The organism is Paenibacillus sp. TSA_86.1 (assembly GCF_052691815.1).
In genome coordinates this window covers 316,720-334,285 of record NZ_JBQZGE010000004.1, presented here as the reverse complement: position 1 = coordinate 334,285, position 17,566 = coordinate 316,720, and the positions used below count along the sequence as shown (strand labels likewise).

Below are 17,566 nucleotides of genomic sequence, written 5' to 3'. Positions count from 1 at the left end.
TCACCTTCTTTTCTCCAGAAAATAGATATAACGCTAATCATTACCCCATTCTAGCCAAATTGAAAAGAAAAATGCGTTGTTTTAAAAAATGATGTATTTTTTCAGATTTTTTACAATAGCTATCGTTTCAGAAGCTTCGCTTTCGTTTACTAATGTACTACACTGCACAAATATTTTGGGAGGGAAACGATCATGTTTAATAAAGATTGCATCGCTATGCTGTTGGCGGGAGGAGAAGGAAAGCGATTAGCTCCTTTAACCTCGAGGATTGCTAAACCCGCTGTACCGTTTGGCGGGCACTACCGTATTATCGATTTTCCTCTCAGTAACTGCGTCAACTCAGGAATCGATACTGTAGGAGTACTAACGCAGTACCAGGCGGAATCACTGCACGAACATATTGGTCAAGGAGAACCATGGACAGATGGCAACCCAAATGAGAACGGAATCTCCTTGCTTCCATCTTATCATACAGGAAATGACGAATACTTGGGAACTGCGGATGCCATATATAAAAATATCGATTATATTGACCAGCAAAACCCCGAAAATGTTCTAATTTTGTCGGGTGACCACATCTATCATATGAATTATCGTGAAATGCTGGAGGCACATAAAGCTAATAACGCTGTTGCAACAATTTCGGTCATGGAGGTCCCTTGGGACGAAGCACACCGCTTCGGCATTATGGCCGCAGATGAGGATCTGCGCGTAACGGAATTTGCCGAAAAACCGGCTGAGCCCAAAAGTAACCTGGCTTCCATGGGTATATACATGTTTAATTGGCAATACCTGAAACGTCATCTCATTGAAGATGCTGCCGATCCTAACTCCAGCCACGACTTCGGAAAAGATGTCATTCCACAGATGTTAAACGAAAACAATTCGCTTTATGTATATAACTTTAATGGTTACTGGAAAGATGTTGGTACAGTAAAAAGCCTTTGGGACGCGCATATGGATCTGTTGTATAACGAAGAAAACTGGAGCCTGCAAAGAGAAGATTGGCCGATGTTCACCCGTGAATGGCGCTCCAAACCAAGCGCCATCAAAGCAAGACAGACGCAAATGCAACATCTGGCTTCCATGGTCCATGACTCCTGCGCCATTGAAGGCCGTGCTGAACGCTCCGTTATCTTCTGCGGTGCTGAAGTGGGCAAAGGTTCTGAAGTGCTGGACAGTGTTATTATGCCCAACGCACGCGTAGGTCGAGGCGTTCATATCGAACGTGCAATTATCGGCGAAGGAGCCATCATCAAAGACGGTGCGATTGTCAAAGGTACAGCAGACGAAATCGTCGTTGTTGGCCCTAACGAGATCGTGGGACCCAAACCAGCGTTACGTACACAGCCCGTACGCATTCTTAAAGAAGTGTATGAGAAAAGTGGCCGTCTTCGTACTGGCGAATTATCCTCATAAATTTAATGGAGTTGGATATAAAAAAAGGCGAGCCGTTATGGCTCGCCTTTTTGGTTTCACACTATATACGATGTTCATTGTCTAATTACAACATTGACCATAGACGAGGAATCAGCGTTTTTCTCCCTCAGTCGATGGGTCTTGAACCTGTATCTGATCCTTCTGATCAGGCTCCGAAGTTGCATTAGCCGGCTCACCTGGTGTATCAGTTCCACTCGGCGCTTGCTCATTTGTTAAATTTTGCTCAACTGGAGTTATCTCCTGCTTAAGCATTGGTAAGGATATGGTAACCGTTGTTCCTGATCCAAGCTCACTTTGCATCGTGATCGTGCCCTCATGCAGCTCCACAAGTTCTTGTGTAATGGCAAGACCAAGTCCGGTTCCTCCATTTTGATGATTCACCTGGAAGAAACGATCTCTTACTTTGATTAAATGTTCCTCGCTGATCCCGATGCCTGTATCTTGTACAACCGCTACGATCTGACCCTCTTCCTCTTTGACTGTGAGGAAGATCCAGGAGTTCTCATGTGAGAACTTGATCGCGTTATCCACGATGTTTAAGAACACCTGCTTCAATCGATTCCCATCACCATATACATCGTAAGCACGCGTCTCATCGGTTTCCAGCTTGAGATGTACCTGCTTTTGTTCGGCTTTGGCCCATACGTTCAGCATCGTCTCCTGCACAACCTCACGGATATTCACCGTGCCTTTAACCAGTTTCATCTGATTTTGCTGCAGTTTGGAGAAATCGAGCATCTCTTCCACTAGTCCAATCAATCGCTCCGTTTCCTTCGCGATGATGCCCATACCAATGCGTGTTTCATCCGGATCGTAGCCACCTGAATCAAGCGTTTCACTCCAGCCTTTGATACTCGTCAGCGGTGTACGCAATTCATGGGAAATGGACGAGATAAAATCATCCTTGATCTGATTACTGCGAACAATTTCATGAGCCATGAAATTCAATGTTGAGGCAAGTTCGCCAAGTTCGTGCTTGTAATTCCCTTTGACCCTCACATCCAGCCGCCCTTTAGCCATCTGAGCAGATACTGCTGTAATGCTATTAATTGGGCGGACAATGGAGTTGGCCATTCCAATACTGATAATCAAGACGATAGCAAGTACACCAACACCCACGGCAATAGCCAACATTCCCATAACGAGTAATTTGGAGTTTACGGATTCGAGGGATGTCAGATAACGTACAATGTACGTATTCTCACCGCCAAGATCAAATTTGTTAGCTACCGCCATAACCGATTCGCCCGTATTTGGCTGCCTGCCAATCCATCGTCCCATATCGCCGTTTAATGCCTGCATAATATCACTTGTTTGCAGTACCGTTCGATCCGATTCAAATGCCGTCGAACTCGCCAGGACGCGGCCATTCAGATCCAGAATCTCCAGTTCGGTGTTATCCAATGCAAGACGAACCAAAAGTCTGGATAAGTTATTATTGCCATCTTCCCCATTACCTGCTCTTGCAATGGGCTCTAGGAAATCTCTGTTATTGGTAATGTGCGTGCTGATTGTATTGTAGATACTTTCGTAATAATACCGCTGCACAGCCAGCATAAACACAAACTCAACAAGCACCAGAGCAAGGAAAACGACAATAAAGTAGTGTAATACGATCTGCCGCGTAATTCCTTTTTTGATCATTGATCCCGGCCCTTCCATTTGTACCCGTGACCCCAAACAGTTTGCAGGTATTCAGGCTCGGAAGGATTGTTCTCAATTTTTTGACGTAGACGACGGATGTTAACATCAACGATTTTGGGATCACCCATATACTCTTTGCCCCATACGTGATCCAGCAACAAATCACGGCTCAGCGGCGTGTTTTCTTTTTCCAGGAAAAACTGAATTAAAGAAAACTCTGTAGGCGTTAATTCAATTCCTTCATTGTTCTTTTTGAACTGCTTCGAGATCAGATCCAGTGAAAAAGGCCCCGATTGGAAGGTAACCTTGGCGGCAGTTTCGCGATGTACGTTAACACGACGCAGCAAGGATTGAATCCGTGCAATCAGTTCAGTCGGACTAAACGGTTTGCTTACATGGTCGTCTGCCCCAACCGAAAGGGCGTATACTTTATCCTGCTCTTGAACTTTTGCCGTTAGAAAAATAATGCCGAGTCTTTCGTTCGTTTCACGAATCCGTCTACACACTTCAAACCCGTCTATACCGGGAACCATAACATCCAGTAATGCCAGATCGATATCCGGAACGGTTTGCAAGATGCGGAGCGCCTCATGACCGTCACCGGCTTCCAATACCTCGAATCCGTTTCTTTTCAAGTTAATGACAATAAAACTGCGGATGGATTCTTCATCCTCAAGTATAAGTACTTTACTCATCAAGTTCTTCCTTTCTATTCAGCTGAGAAGTTTTTGCTTAATGCATCCTTGCCCGCCTCAGATTGTGCTACACGCGATGCAATTACCCGATCTTTCGTTCGAGTAATTTCCTTCCAGCTCTTCCCCTTTTCAAGATCCCACTGTGAAAATGTGAAATATTTGATCTCGGCCACGGTTTCATCCGTTTTGATCATTTTGAACCGGATATATTTATCCTTCTCCGATCGAGTGTCAATCGTGATTTTGCCGTACCATTCAGGCTTTAAGTTAAGATGAAACAGATCCGCATCGTCCCGGAACTGAAACGATACAAACTTCTTACCTTCTTGGCCATCCCACTGGTAGAACGTATAAAACCACATTCGTGAATCAAATACGTAGTGCTCCCAGCCTTTTGGTGTTTCTTTTAATCCAAACTCAATAATACCATCATTATTCACATCACCGCTTAAAATTTTGTCATCTCTATACGTTTGATCCGGTGATTTAAAAGCGCTGACGAGTTTATTGTCTTTCACGTACATAATTTGTGTAAACGAACTGCGATCATCGATATCTGCATCCAGAACAATGCCCGTTTTCCCTTCGGCAATCTCACCGCCAAGCGCGTTGTACACTTCTTTGACCGTATAATCCGTTACGACACGATCCATTTCCTTAAAGCTGTCATCCTGATACTGGTACAGAGCAATACTCGCAAAACCGTTAGCGTTCAGCGAAACAATAACAAAATCACTTTTCCCGTCTCCGCTTAAATCAAGCTCATTGCCCTGCATATCATCGATAATCACCTGATTATACGGCACACCACCCAGTACCTGTTCCAATACCCCGCCTTTGTAAGAATATGCAGTTAAGGCTTTTTGATCCTGCAGGCTGACTCCAACAATGATGTCCGGGTTCCCATCATTGGTAATATCCATGACCTTGAAAGATTCCAGCTCATTACCCGGTACATCAAACGTCAGTTTTTTGACCCAGGTTCCTCCCTGCTCTTCCAGAATCATACCGTGGATACGTACATTTTCATTAGGCGTCTCGTAAAAAACGATGGCCTCGCGAATACCGTCACCATTCAGATCTTCTACACGGATCATGCTGGTGTTACTCATATCTTTGGGCCGAATCAATTTACTTTCAGGCGGTGTTTCCTTTTGCACAATGTTATACAGCTTTTCCTTGTCCGTAGACATCATCGGCGGCTTCATTAGAAGCTTGGGGTCACTGATAACCGTACAGCCGCTTAGTACTGCTCCAAGCAGAACAGCCATCGAACTTGCCGCTATACAGCGCCCCCATCGCGAATTAAACAATCTCATCACTCTTTTCATAATCACTCATTTTAAATCTGATTTTTCTCCTGCTGTGTCAATCTCCGTCCTCGTATATCAAAAACGATCCTGCCTTCGTTGATTCCCCAGATTCGCGAAGCATGTTGCTCCGCCAGTTCAATCGGCAGCACGGCAATAACCGTTGCTCGTTCCTCATCACACAATTTACGCAGCGTCTCCAGCACGGTACCCGCCGTATGTGGATCGAGTCCAATGACAGGTTCATCTGCCAGAACAACCTTGGCACCATGAGCAAGTGATCTTGCAATAGCTACCCGCTGTTTCTCACCACCGCTCATTTTTTCAGCGATTTGATGCGCTTTATCCAGTAAACCCAGACTCTCAAGGTGATCCATCGCTCCCATATAGTCATCTGAGCGTACCATCCCTGTTGCCATCCTCCACAATGGGGTCTGACCGAAACTTCCAATCAGTACATTTTTGAGAGCGGTTTTCCTAGGATATAATTGCGGGTTCTGCTCCAAGTATGCCCATTCCCGTCTGATTTTTTGTTTACCGCTCCAGCCTTCCTTCAAAATATCCATGCCATCTACGGTAAAACGACCCGAATCCCACTTCTCCTTCATCGCCAAACATTTTAAAAGCATGCTTTTGCCGCTCCCGCTGGAGCCGACGACCGCAATCATTTCTCCTTGCTGCATATCAAAACGAATATCACGCAGAATCGGAATACGATCCGCTCCAACGGATTTGCTCAAGTTCTCCACTCTGATCATCGCGATGTCTCCTCTTGTCCATGTTTTTCCCTACTACTAGTGTACTCGGAAATGGACATCAATTTCCATGCGAACACCAGCTTCTATTTTAACACAAATTCCACTTCCCGTTTACGCCGAAATAATAGTCCTGTGACGCCAAAAATGAAATACAACCAACCGAGCATCACAAACATGCTCCCAGGTGACACCCAGTTGATCAATTGTCCTCCCAGATTCGGCCCCACCATACTTCCAATCGTGAAATGGAAGGACGCGACTACATTGGCTGCAGGCAGCAACACTTTAGGTAAAATATCTGCAGCATAAGCAAGTCCCAAGGAGAAGAATGAACCAACGAGCCCTCCGGCAACAAGCAGTAACACAAGCGTGAGCCAGAAATTCGTACCTGCGAGAGGAACCAACATAAATGCCAGGCCGCCACCAATCCCGGCTGTCATCAGGATTTTTTTTCGACCGTATCGGTCACTTAACATGCCGAGCGGAAGCTGAAGGAACAATCCACCGATCCCTATAAATGGAAGTAATGTGGCAATCTGATTGGTGTCATATCCGATTCGCAGTCCGTAAACCGGGAAATTGCTGTTCATACCTGCTTCCATGTAACCGTATAAAAGAGCTGGCAACAGTGCATACCATGCCCAAGCGAAACTGCGGCGAAAACGCCGTTCTGGCAAATGAGCATGCTCTGCTTTTTCCGGCTTGGTGTCCGGAAGCTTCATGAGAACCAGAATGAGCACGGCCGCCATGCCTGCAAAAAGCACCAGGAATGGAACCGCATCGCCATACCCGAGCAATTGGATTCCTAATGGCCCGATACTGAAACCAAGTCCGTAAGACATACCATAAAGGGAAATATAACGCCCTCGCTTCTCCGGCGTAGTAACCAGCAGGACCCACAACTGAGCAGCATAATGCAAAGCGCTGTCTCCGATGCCAACGATCAGGCGTAGCACAAACCATATTTTGATATCCGGAAAATAAGGGAAGAGGGTTAGGGGAAACATCACCAGAATCAAACCGCCAACAATCAGCTTTTTGAATCCCAGTGCTCCCAGTAAACGTTCGGCTGCCAGTGTCATGGCGAATGATCCAACGTACAATGCAGCAGCATTCAGCCCGTTTAACCCCGGGGAAACTCCTTGTTGCTCCAGAAAAATAGATAACACAGGCAGCAACAGTCCTTGACTGATCCCTGCTGCCACAATCACGGTAATCAGGATCAGATAATTTAAAGTTGAGGGTGATATTTTAGATTTGAATATAAATGCCACGGAATTTCATTCCTCCTGCAAACGCAAACAAAGAAAAATCGCCATCGCTGACGATCTTTAGTCTGTTATTTATATGGGTGTATACTTTCTTCCTGAACCGGGGCACAGCCCCGGACTTGAACATTATAGTGGACAACGCCCGGTAAAACAAGCCATAATAGTACATAAGTCGCTGTGTATATCTAGATGTGACGGGAGGATTCTGCATCATTATGGCTTATCATGTTAAAATTGATGTCTCACCGATATATGAGATGCTAAACAGCTTTTTGGTTTATGTCACGAAAAAGTGGATTCAGCATCTGGACGTTGGTCCTGAATGGATTCTTGACGTTGAAGGCAAGCTAAGTTCCAACGTGCGAGCTGCGCTTGCACCTGCTGCCACTTGGCCTTTTGACGATTTTGATGTCCTGTTTGCCTGGGCAGCTTATCAGAACACTACTTCAGAAAATCAGGACTTTCTGGACATGCTCGCAGGGCTTTCAGCTGATGAACTGTTTGCGCGTATCTCTCCGCTAATGCCTGAACTTACTATAGAAGAGTCAACCCGTATTCGAAACAGCTACGTCCCATTACTGCGACTATGGGATCAGCACTACTGTCAGAATATTAGCGAAGATCACCGCGTATGGCTCGAAGAAGACGCGGAAGAAAAGCGGATTTTGCTTGAAAAGATGGGCCCCGAACTGTTAATTGAATATGCCACTGCCGGCGTTATCGTTGAACCGATGCCTGGATTAAATGAAGTCATTCTGTTCCCAACCGTGCATAACCGTCCAATTAACATGTATTGCTTTTATGAAGGCATGATGATTATTCAGTATCCTGTAGATACACCAGAAGAGAATGAAGATGAGCCGCCAACGTGTTTGTTAAGGTTCACCCATGCTTTGGCAGATCCCGAAAGGCTTCGCCTGTTAAGATATGTATCGGACGAACCCAAGTCACTCTCCGAGATGTGTGAAGAGCTGGGCAAAGACGAAGACCCTGTAAAGGATCAGGTCATGGCCCTTCGTATTGCAGGTCTACTGCGTACACATTTGCTGGGAAGCAACCGTAAAGAAAAATACAGCATCCGTCCAGATGGTGTATCTGAATTAAATATGTTTCTTGAATCCTACATTCGCATCTGAGTATTTAAACGGATTGCGAGTTTTCCGCAACAAGCGCAGGCAAGGAGTGAGTTAGCTTTGACTTTATCAAAACAACATATATTGTTTGACCTCGATGATACACTTGTATATTGCAACAAATATTTCAATCTGGTTCTGGGAGAGTTCTTTGAGAACATGCAGCAATGGTTTGACGGTCATGCCTTGACCACACAGCAGATTCGGGAGAAACAGTTGGAAATAGATGTTACCGGCGTGAACAAAGTCGGGTTTGCAAGTCACCATTTTCCACAGTCCCTGATTGATACGTATCGATACTTTTCTCAAAAATATGCCCGAGCGACATCACCCAAAGAAGAAACGTATCTGAGCAAACTGGGCATGAGTGTTTACACTCAGGAAGTTGAGCCTTATCCACATATGGTAGAGACTTTGGAAGAGCTTAAGTCTGCTGGGCATTCTCTTTATTTGTATACTGGCGGAGAGACAGTTATTCAGCAACGTAAGATTGATCAGATGAAACTCTCCATTTATTTCGATGATCGAATCTATATTCGTCAGCACAAAAATGTTCAAGCACTGGAAGGCATCCTGTCCAAAGGACCATTTGACCGACGCGCAACCTGGATGATTGGCAACTCGCTTCGCACAGACATTATGCCTGCCGTGAATGCGGGAATTCACAGTATCTATATTAAACAGCCGAACGAATGGCAATATAACATTGTTGAACTGCAGCCGAATCCGAACACTTCCATGTATACGATCACAGCACTGGAAGAGGTTCCCAAAGTTATTTACGAAGATATACAACAGCAGCAACAAAAGAGAACCCTTGGTTAAAGGGTTCTCTAATTGTCCAGAAACCCCTTCTTCTGTAATAGGAGATACGGGGTTTCTTTTTATATGTGCCAATTCACGGCATTTACGAAGAAGCTTCCTGTTTCTCTCCGGATAACTGGCCTGTGACAACATCCTTCAGAATAATGCGCGCCTTCACCGTGCTTCCATCCTTGCGTTTGAACGAGAGAACTTGTGTGCTGCCCTTCTCTATTAAGGACTTCAGCATCGTGCTTGTTATTTTTTTGCCAGCGTATTCTTTCCATACCACAAAGGTACATCCTTCTTTGAAACGAGAACAGCCATATCCCTTCTTGCCCTCAATAATATTCCCGTTGCATCCAGGTGACGGGCATGAAGCAAGAACTTCCCTTGCACCGGGACGTGCAGCACTCGTTTGCGTGGTTGTACGAGTAGTTGAAGCCGTCTTTGCAGCGGATGCCTTGGTTGTTCTCGCATCAGTAGTAGATTTAGATTTAGCAACTGTTTTGCTCACAGCCGTTCTACCGTTCCCTTTGCCTCTGCTTCCACGAGCATCTTCACCAAACGCATCAGCAGCAGCCGGAGCCTGTACACGGACTTTCTCAATAATAGATAACGTGAATTTCTTGACGTTTTCCATGAACTTGTCCTGTTCTGCTTCACCTTTGGAGATTTGATGTAACCGGCGCTCCCACTGCCCCGTCATCTCAGGTGAAGTTAGCAGATCAACACCGGCACGGCGAATCAATTCAATTGCAGTTCGTCCCTTGAGGGTCAGTTGCATTTTCTTTCCCTGCATTGTAATGTAACCTACGTTTTTGAGACGTTCTATCGTAGCCGCCCGTGTAGCCGGAGTTCCCAGACCGCTATCCTTCATTGCATCACGCAGCTCTTCATTCTCGATCTGCTTGCCTGCGCTCTCCATCGCTTTTAACAATGTACCCTCGGTGTAACTTTTGGGCGGCTGGGTCGCTTTTTCCTTAAACTCACTCTTCGTACATTGAACAGGCACATCCGGCTGTACGGCAAAAGCTTTGTCCGTCCATTCCTCTGTTTCCTCTTCTTCATTGTTGTTTTTCTTCGTTTTTTTCTTACCTGAAGAGCCCTGTTCCTGATCGCTTGAACCAAGCACAACCTTCCAACCGATAGACAGCAGTTCTTTGACAGACGTTTTGAACTGATGTTTTTCGACTTCGGTAAGTACAGTATGCTGCTTATACTCAGCTGGTGGATAGAAATGAGAGAGAAAACGTCTCACAATCAGATCATAAACATTCTGCTCATCCTTAGACAGCGTTCCCGGACGTTTCAAAGTTGGCAAAATGGCGTGGTGATCCTCTACCCGGCTTGGATTGCAAACCCCTTTGTTATTTTTATGCACCAGTTCAGGCTTGGCATTCAAAGCTAGCTCGCTGTATGTTCCGTTCTTAAGCAAATTCAGCGTTTTGTGCATACCTTCAATGTTCTGCTCCGTCACATAGTTTGAATTCGTACGCGGGTATGAGATCACCTTATGTTTTTCGTACAGGGCCTGTGCAATATCTAACGTTTTCTTCGCCCCATAACCATATTTCGCATTCGCCTCACGTTGCAAAAGGGTAAGATCATACAAGCGGTATGGATAATCCTTCGTTTGCTTGGCTTCATACTTGATAATCTGGCCTGTCTTACCTTTGACACTTGCCGCAATCGATTCTGCTACTTCGCCATCTGTAAGTTTATCACCCTGACGCACGCCTCGGTATTCTACGCCTTCCTGTCGAAACCAGGCCGCTACTTCATAGAACGTCTGTGATTGAAACGCCTCAATCTCTATCTCACGATCATAAATTAACGCTAATACGGGTGTCTGCACACGGCCTACAGACAAGAGAGCATTGTGCCTTGTTGTAAACGCCCTTGAGGCATTCATGCCAATAAGCCAGTCTGCTTCACTTCGTGCACGCGCGGCATGTGTCAGATTTTCGAATTCGGATCCATCTTTCAGTCCATCAAACCCACGCCGAATGCTTTCAGCCGTCAAATCCGATATCCACAGACGTTTTACAGGCTGTCGCAGCTTCAATTGCTGCTGAATAAGCGCAAAGATATACTGTCCTTCCCGTCCGGCATCACAAGCGTTAACAATCGCTGAAGCCCGCTTCGCGAGTTCTCCAATCATTTTAAGCTGATCCTTCGTCCGCGGATTCGGTACAATTTTGAATTGATCCGGGATGATCGGCAAATCCGCGATGTTCCAGCGCTTGTATTTTGAATCATAGGCATCCGGTTCAGCCAGTCCAAGCAAATGTCCAATCGCCCAAGTGATGATGTATTGTTCACCTTCCAGATAGGTACGATTATTTTTTGCTTTTGGTTCTATGACGGCGGCAATGGTTCTACCCATATCGGGTTTCTCCGCAATAACCAGTGTCTTCATCCGTCCATCTCTCCTCCTATTACCGCCAGCATGACGGCAAAAAGGGGCCTTCCGCCGACGGAAGCCCCTTGCTTCTGAAACTCATTATATCAGATTTTGGATTCAAGAGCATCTATCCGTGAGGAATTAACCGGCTGCTTGCTCTTCGAGCGTTTGTTTTTGTCTGCATTCCTTGCACACACCTTGAAAATCCAGTCGATGATCCGTGACAGCAAAACCGTACTGACGTAAAACCTGTTGCTCCAAACGTAGCAGACCATCTTCCATAATTTCTTCTACGCTGCCGCATTCGGTACAGATCAGATGGTGATGATGATGAGAGCCATCTGTGCTGCGCAAATCAAAGCGAGCCGCCCCATCGCCGAAGTTGATTTTCTCTACAACCTGCAAGTCACTGAGTAGCTCCAGTGTGCGATAAACGGTTGCGAGTCCAATCTCCGGAAACTTTTCTTTCACCAAGAGAAATACTTCTTCCGCACTAAAATGATCCTTCTCATGTTCCAGCAGTACACGTACTGTCACTTCACGTTGTTGAGTTAACTTGTATCCTTTATCAACCAATTGATTTTTAATTTGATGAATTTGCTCTGAAATGGACTTGTCCCGATTACTTGCCATACGGGTGCACCTCCGTTATAAAATTGGTTACCTTTTCTTACTGAACCATCTTCATTCAACCACTCGGAATCGTAATCATTTGAACAACACTATATGGTTAAACTTCAAATCCGGCTCACATTATACATAAATTTTATTCATTCTTAGTTTATCTTATTTATAATAATTATAATCTAATAATAAGTCTTTATCTTATAAAATGCAATGCTTTCTATCACACTTTCACAAGAAATGGAAAAAAACGAGGTTGCTTTGTAAAAATGCACAGCAAAATAACCCTCGCACATGCGAGGGTTATTTATCTCTTTACTCATACTATTCTTATTATTTGCGATGTTTATATTTCATGACATAAATAATGATATTAGGACAGTAGAATAAGCTAAATATCAAGCTTAAACCAATACTGTTGCACCCATCAGATATTTATCGACTTCACGTGCCGCTTCACGACCTTCATTGATGGCCCATACAACAAGACTTTGACCGCGACGCATATCACCTGCTGCAAATACTTTGTCTACGTTTGTGTTGTATTTGCCATAACGTGCTTTCACATTTGTACGGCGATCCGTTTCAAGCCCCAATTGCTCAACCAACGTTTGCTCCGGTCCGTCAAAACCGATGGCAATCATCGCCATCTGCGCAGGGAATACCCGCTCTGTACCAGGCATTGGCTGATAGATTTTGCGTCCAGTCTCGTCAACGATACGTTCAATCTGAATCGTATGCAATTCTTTGAGATTGCCCTCTTCATCACCCACAAATTTGGTGGTCATGATGGAAAATTCACGCGGATCTTGACCAAACAATGCTTTGGCTTCTTCCTGGGCATAGTCCAGTGTGTATACATTCGGAAATTGCGGCCAAGGATTGTTAATCCGATCACGTTCAAGCGGCGCCTGAGTGTGTGTACCAAATTGCGTTATGGTGCGGCAGCCGTGGCGCAGCGATGTAGCTACACAGTCAGAACCCGTATCTCCGCCCCCGATTACAATTACATCTTTATCCTTCGCGGAGATGTAGTTGCCATCCTCCAGGTTGGAATCCAGGAAGCTCTTAATGCTACCATTCAGGAAGTCCATTGCATAATGTACGCCTTTCAAGTCAGCACCTTCGATGTTGAACTCACGCGGCTTGGTTGCACCGCCACACAGAACAACAGCATCATATTCATTAACGAGTTGCTCAGCCGGAATATCTTTTCCGATCTCTGTATTCGTAATAAACTGGATTCCTTCAGCCGCCAGCAGATCCACACGACGCTGTACCACTTTTTTATCCAGTTTCATTGTTGGAATTCCGTACATTAGCAATCCACCGACACGGTCCGAACGTTCGTATACCGTTACCGTATGTCCCGCCTTGTTTAATTGAGCCGCTGTTGCAAGTCCCGCTGGACCTGAACCGACTACGGCTACACGTTTGCCAGTGCGTTTCTCCGGTGGCTGTGGAACAACCCAGCCCTCTTCAAATCCTTTTTCAATGATAGCTTCTTCAATGGTTTTGATCGTTACAGGCTGACCAATCAGTCCCACCGTACATGAACCTTCACAAGGAGCTGGACAGATACGACCTGTAAACTCCGGGAAATTGTTTGTTTTGTGAAGGCGCTCCAGCGCTTCCTTCCACAAACCGCGATAGACGAGATTATTCCACTCTGGAATCAGGTTATGAACCGGGCACCCTGAAGTGCCGCCGGTCATATCTATACCTGTATGGCAATAAGGGGTACCACAATCCATGCATCTTGCACCTTGTGTTCTGAGCTCTTCTTCAGCCATATGTTTATGAAACTCTTCCCAATCCTTAATGCGCTCCGCTGGCTCTCGATCGGCAGGGAGCTGCCGTTTGTATTCCATAAATCCAGTAGGTGTAGACATCTTACGTTTCCCCCATCCGTTCTTGTCTTAATCCCTTCATGTGCATGGCTCTATATGAAATGGATTACTCTTTTACCTGAGTTTTTGTCTATTGTATCACAAAATCTGCTCAAAGATATTTCAATAATAGTAGCATTTACGACATTGAATATTAAATGGATTATCCGCATAAATATTTGTATTTTATACATCATAGCGTTCACAAGAACGTATGGTCAATAGCTTTATTTTGGACATAAAACACAACATCGTGCTTCACATCAAACGAAAGTTAAAGGTAAAAATCAAATAAACGTTAACTAAATGTAAGATAAATTATCATTAAAATTAAGCTTTTTGAGAAAACTCATTGGTATTCACGAATTTAACACCTGATTTAAAGCTTTACAACGTTGAAATCTAACAGTTTTTAGACTATTCAGTCATTTTCTCATGTTCACTATATGTATAATATGCAAAATCAACCAGCAATGATGTTATATTGATGTGAAGGATATTCCATTCAGATATGATTACCTACAATGACATAAAAAAAGACACTGTTCACGAAAAATTCGCGGAGCCAGTGTCATTGATATCTTCTATCTTTTACGCTCGTAAAACTCGAATGTAAAAGGGTAAATATTTTTTTCGTCTTGCTCGCCTTCAATCTGCTTCGTTAACTCCCATTCTGACCAGTCTACTTCAGGAAAAAACGTATCTCCCTCAAACTGTTCATGGATTCTGGTCACAATGAGCCGATCTGCAAACGGTAAAAACTCCCGATATACCTGAGAACCTCCAATCACGCAAAGATCTTCACCCTGAGCTAACTTCACTCCTTCTTCAATCGTATGTACGATCTCAGCCTGATCCGCTCTGTAGTTCAAGTCCCGGGTGACAACAATATTACGACGCTGCGGAAGGGGTTTACCGCCAAAAGACTCCCACGTATTGCGTCCCATAATGATCGTTTTATTGATCGTTTGCTGCTTAAAAAAGGCCATATCTTTCGGCAATCGCCAGGGAAGAGAGTTATTACGTCCAATCACGCCATTCTCTCCCATTGCCCACACTAGTTCAATACTCAAAGGCCGTACACTCCCCCTCCATTGAATTTGGTTAAACTGCAATTGGAGCTTTAATGCCCGGATGATGCTCATAATTCTCAAATTCAAAGTCCTCAAACTTGTAATCAAAAATGGAATCAGGCTTACGCTTGATCACCAGCTTAGGCAAAGCAAAAGGCTCTCGCTCCAGCTGCGTTCTCACCTGGTCCACATGATTGGAATAGATGTGTACATCACCGCCAGACCAGATGAAATCGCCCACTTCCAGGTCACATTGCTGTGCAATCATATGTGTCAGAAGTGCATAACTCGCAATGTTAAACGGCAAACCGAGGAAAGTATCCACGGAACGCATCGTCAGCATACAGGATAATTTACCCTCAGCTACATAAAATTGAAACGCAAAATGACAAGGCGGCAGTTTCATGTTGTTAATCTCGGCCACATTCCACGCACTCACCAAATGACGCCGCGAATCCGGATTGTTTTTAATCGAATCCACAACTGCTGCAATCTGATCTATTTTCTCCCCGTTCGGTGCTTCCCATGTACGCCACTGTGAGCCATACACCGGTCCAAGATCACCGTTCTCGTCGGCCCAGTCATCCCAGATCTTCACACCATTTTCTTTCAGATAGGCAATATTCGTATCTCCGCTCAAAAACCACAACAACTCATGAACGACCGATTTCAAGTGAATCCGTTTGGTCGTTACAAGTGGGAAACCTTCGGACAAGTCATATCGAAGCTGTCTGCCAAATACGGATTGCGTTCCCGTTCCGGTCCGGTCCCCTTTGTGCACGCCGTTATCCAATATATCTTGTAATAAATCGAGATAGTTTTTCATGTTAATATCTCCTCGCATTTCTATATATGTTTCACACTCACTCATACCCATTAGGGTGCAGACTAATCAAGTCTGCTCATTACTAAAGTGTACCACAATTGAGTACGAGGATGAAATGAATTCACTAAACAAGTTGAGGAGTGAATTCTTCCATCATCCTTTGGACACCAATATACAATTACATCGCAAAAAAGAGACGAACAACGCGTTAGCGCTATTCGTCTCTTTTGAATGTACATATAATGCCGGACCGGACGAATCCGATACTTCGATGATCTTAGCGGGAGATGATGTGGATCGGGTGACCCATTACCAATTCCGCTGCTTCCATCACGATTTCGCCCAAAGTTGGGTGAGCGTGAATAGTGAGCGCCAGATCTTCCAATGTTGCACCCATCTCGATGGCAAGACCAAGCTCAGCAATCAAGTTGGAAGCTTCCAAACCAACGATTTGGCAACCCAATACAAGACCACTTTCTTCGTCAGCAACGATTTTCACGAAGCCTTCAGCATGGTTCAAAGATACTGCACGGCCATTACCCGCGTAAGGGAATTTGCCTGCTTTCACTTTGTAACCTTTTTCTTTTGCTTCTTTTTCCGTATAACCTACGCTAGAGCACTCAGGATCTGTGAACACAACAGCCGGCATACATTTGTAATCTACTACAGATGGTTGTCCAGCGATTGCTTCCGCAGCCACTTTACCTTCATAAGAAGCTTTGTGTGCAAGAGCGAGACCGGATACGATATCACCGATTGCGAAGATGTGAGGGATGCTTGTGCGACCTTGGTGGTCAACTTTAACGAAACCACGCTCGTCAACGTCAACGCCGATCATATCAAGACCCAGTTCTCCGTCTGTGTTTGGACGACGTCCTACAGTAACGAGCAGGTAATCTGCAGTTACTTCTTTGGACTCACCATTTACAGAATATTTAACAGTTACATCTTTATCTGTTTGCTCAGCGCTTTCCGCTTTTGCACCCGTTACGATTTCGATGCCTGTTTTCTTCATGTTTTTAGCCACAAGACTAGTCATGTCTTTATCGAAACCTGGCAATACAGTATCCAAACCTTCGATGATCGTTACTTTAGCACCGAATTTGGAGTACATTTGACCAAGCTCAGCACCGATGTAGCCACCGCCGATTACGATAATGCTTTTTGGTACTTCAGGCAAGTTTAATGCTTCTGTCGAAGACAAGATGCGTCCGCCAAACGGGAAAGGTTTCAGTTCGATTGGACGGGAACCTGTTGCGATAATTGCATTTTTGAATTTGTAACGCGGGGATTCGTGATCATTGAATACACGCGCTTCGTTTTCGTTGATGAACATGCACTCACCGTTGAAAACTTCAACTTTGTTGCCTTTGAGCAAACCAGCTACACCGCCAGTCATTTTCTTAACAACGCCGTTTTTGAATTCTTGAGTTTTGCCAAAATCCACTTTTACGTTCTCTGCGGAGATACCAAATGCTTCACCGTGAAGTGCGGATTCATATTGGTGTGCAGCCGAGATCAGAGCTTTGGATGGGATACATCCGCGGTTCAAACATACGCCGCCCAGCTCGGATTTGTCTACGATCAATACACTTTGGCCCAGTTGTGCAGCACGGATGGCAGCTACATAGCCACCAGGTCCTGCACCAATTACTAATGTGTCGATATTGAGAGAAGCGTCGCCTACTACCATAT

The 17,566-nt window shown here is 44.9% G+C and carries 14 protein-coding genes; 3 read left to right on the top strand and 11 right to left on the bottom strand.

Going from position 1 to position 17,566, the window contains the following annotated elements; genetic code table 11:
* Nucleotides 1-192: 192 nt before the first annotated feature.
* Nucleotides 193-1,419 carry a glucose-1-phosphate adenylyltransferase gene (locus ACUTVW_RS12700; protein ID WP_445646129.1) on the top strand — a complete coding sequence of 409 codons (1,227 nt, stop codon included), beginning with the start codon at nt 193-195 and terminating at the stop codon, nt 1,417-1,419.
* Between the two features lie 111 nt (nt 1,420-1,530).
* Here ACUTVW_RS12700 and ACUTVW_RS12695 read toward each other — a convergent pair whose 3' ends face one another.
* The 5 genes from ACUTVW_RS12695 to ACUTVW_RS12675 form a co-directional block, all read right to left on the bottom strand.
* Nucleotides 1,531-3,084 carry a sensor histidine kinase gene (locus ACUTVW_RS12695; protein WP_445646128.1) on the bottom strand — a complete coding sequence of 518 codons (1,554 nt, stop codon included), beginning with the start codon at nt 3,082-3,084 and terminating at the stop codon, nt 1,531-1,533.
* Complete coding sequence (locus tag ACUTVW_RS12690; RefSeq protein ID WP_434750787.1) at nt 3,081-3,779, bottom strand: response regulator transcription factor; 699 nt, start codon at nt 3,777-3,779, stop codon at nt 3,081-3,083. Before ACUTVW_RS12690 ends, ACUTVW_RS12695 begins: the two co-directional genes overlap by 4 nt.
* A 14-nt stretch (nt 3,780-3,793) precedes the next feature.
* Nucleotides 3,794-5,092, bottom strand: a complete 1,299-nt coding sequence (locus tag ACUTVW_RS12685; RefSeq protein ID WP_445646127.1) for a hypothetical protein — start codon at nt 5,090-5,092, stop codon at nt 3,794-3,796.
* 29 nt (nt 5,093-5,121) lie between these two features.
* Nucleotides 5,122-5,847, bottom strand: coding sequence for a phosphonate ABC transporter ATP-binding protein (locus tag ACUTVW_RS12680; protein ID WP_445646126.1), 726 nt, complete (start codon nt 5,845-5,847; stop codon nt 5,122-5,124).
* 83 nt (nt 5,848-5,930) lie between these two features.
* Nucleotides 5,931-7,121, bottom strand: coding sequence for an MFS transporter (locus tag ACUTVW_RS12675; protein WP_445646125.1), 1,191 nt, complete (start codon nt 7,119-7,121; stop codon nt 5,931-5,933).
* Between the two features lie 212 nt (nt 7,122-7,333).
* On the opposite strand from ACUTVW_RS12675, the gene ACUTVW_RS12670 reads away from it, so the two are divergent.
* Complete coding sequence (locus ACUTVW_RS12670) at nt 7,334-8,254, top strand: ArsR family transcriptional regulator (RefSeq protein ID WP_445646124.1); 921 nt, start codon at nt 7,334-7,336, stop codon at nt 8,252-8,254.
* A 57-nt stretch (nt 8,255-8,311) separates the two neighbouring features.
* Nucleotides 8,312-9,076, top strand: a complete 765-nt coding sequence (locus ACUTVW_RS12665; RefSeq protein WP_445646123.1) for an HAD family hydrolase — start codon at nt 8,312-8,314, stop codon at nt 9,074-9,076.
* An 82-nt stretch (nt 9,077-9,158) separates the two neighbouring features.
* Here the strand turns inward: ACUTVW_RS12665 and ACUTVW_RS12660 are convergent, their stop codons facing one another.
* The 6 genes from ACUTVW_RS12660 to lpdA all read right to left on the bottom strand — a co-directional run bounded on the left by ACUTVW_RS12660 (nt 9,159) and on the right by lpdA (nt 17,564).
* Entirely contained in the window at nt 9,159-11,474 is a 2,316-nt protein-coding gene (locus tag ACUTVW_RS12660) for a DNA topoisomerase 3 (RefSeq protein ID WP_445646122.1), read from the bottom strand.
* Nucleotides 11,475-11,600: 126 nt separating this feature from the next.
* On the bottom strand, nt 11,601-12,092 hold the full coding sequence (gene fur / locus ACUTVW_RS12655; protein ID WP_434750780.1) for a ferric iron uptake transcriptional regulator: 492 nt from the start codon (nt 12,090-12,092) through the stop codon (nt 11,601-11,603).
* A gap of 395 nt (nt 12,093-12,487) precedes the next feature.
* On the bottom strand, nt 12,488-13,975 hold the full coding sequence (locus ACUTVW_RS12650; protein WP_445646121.1) for a glutamate synthase subunit beta: 1,488 nt from the start codon (nt 13,973-13,975) through the stop codon (nt 12,488-12,490).
* Nucleotides 13,976-14,556: 581 nt separating this feature from the next.
* Nucleotides 14,557-15,045, bottom strand: a complete 489-nt coding sequence (locus ACUTVW_RS12645; RefSeq protein ID WP_445646120.1) for a dihydrofolate reductase — start codon at nt 15,043-15,045, stop codon at nt 14,557-14,559.
* A gap of 31 nt (nt 15,046-15,076) precedes the next feature.
* Nucleotides 15,077-15,871 (bottom strand): thymidylate synthase, encoded by a 795-nt coding sequence (gene thyA, locus ACUTVW_RS12640; RefSeq protein WP_445646119.1) that lies wholly within the window; start codon nt 15,869-15,871, stop codon nt 15,077-15,079.
* A gap of 277 nt (nt 15,872-16,148) precedes the next feature.
* Nucleotides 16,149-17,564 (bottom strand): dihydrolipoyl dehydrogenase, encoded by a 1,416-nt coding sequence (gene lpdA, locus ACUTVW_RS12635; protein WP_445646118.1) that lies wholly within the window; start codon nt 17,562-17,564, stop codon nt 16,149-16,151.
* Between the last annotated feature and the right edge of the window lie 2 nt (nt 17,565-17,566).

What these genes read in the sequence shown, in the direction of transcription:
- ACUTVW_RS12700 (WP_445646129.1), top strand. Translation starts at nt 193, where the DNA reads ATGTTTAATAAAGATTGCATCGCTATGCTGTTGGCGGGAGGAGAAGGA.
- ACUTVW_RS12695 (WP_445646128.1), bottom strand. Translation starts at nt 3,084, where the DNA reads ATGATCAAAAAAGGAATTACGCGGCAGATCGTATTACACTACTTTATT.
- ACUTVW_RS12690 (WP_434750787.1), bottom strand. Translation starts at nt 3,779, where the DNA reads ATGAGTAAAGTACTTATACTTGAGGATGAAGAATCCATCCGCAGTTTT.
- ACUTVW_RS12680 (WP_445646126.1), bottom strand. Translation starts at nt 5,847, where the DNA reads ATGATCAGAGTGGAGAACTTGAGCAAATCCGTTGGAGCGGATCGTATT.
- ACUTVW_RS12670 (WP_445646124.1), top strand. Translation starts at nt 7,334, where the DNA reads ATGGCTTATCATGTTAAAATTGATGTCTCACCGATATATGAGATGCTA.
- ACUTVW_RS12660 (WP_445646122.1), bottom strand. Translation starts at nt 11,474, where the DNA reads ATGAAGACACTGGTTATTGCGGAGAAACCCGATATGGGTAGAACCATT.
- fur (WP_434750780.1), bottom strand. Translation starts at nt 12,092, where the DNA reads ATGGCAAGTAATCGGGACAAGTCCATTTCAGAGCAAATTCATCAAATT.
- ACUTVW_RS12650 (WP_445646121.1), bottom strand. Translation starts at nt 13,975, where the DNA reads ATGTCTACACCTACTGGATTTATGGAATACAAACGGCAGCTCCCTGCC.
- thyA (WP_445646119.1), bottom strand. Translation starts at nt 15,871, where the DNA reads ATGAAAAACTATCTCGATTTATTACAAGATATATTGGATAACGGCGTG.
- lpdA (WP_445646118.1), bottom strand. Translation starts at nt 17,564, where the DNA reads ATGGTAGTAGGCGACGCTTCTCTCAATATCGACACATTAGTAATTGGT.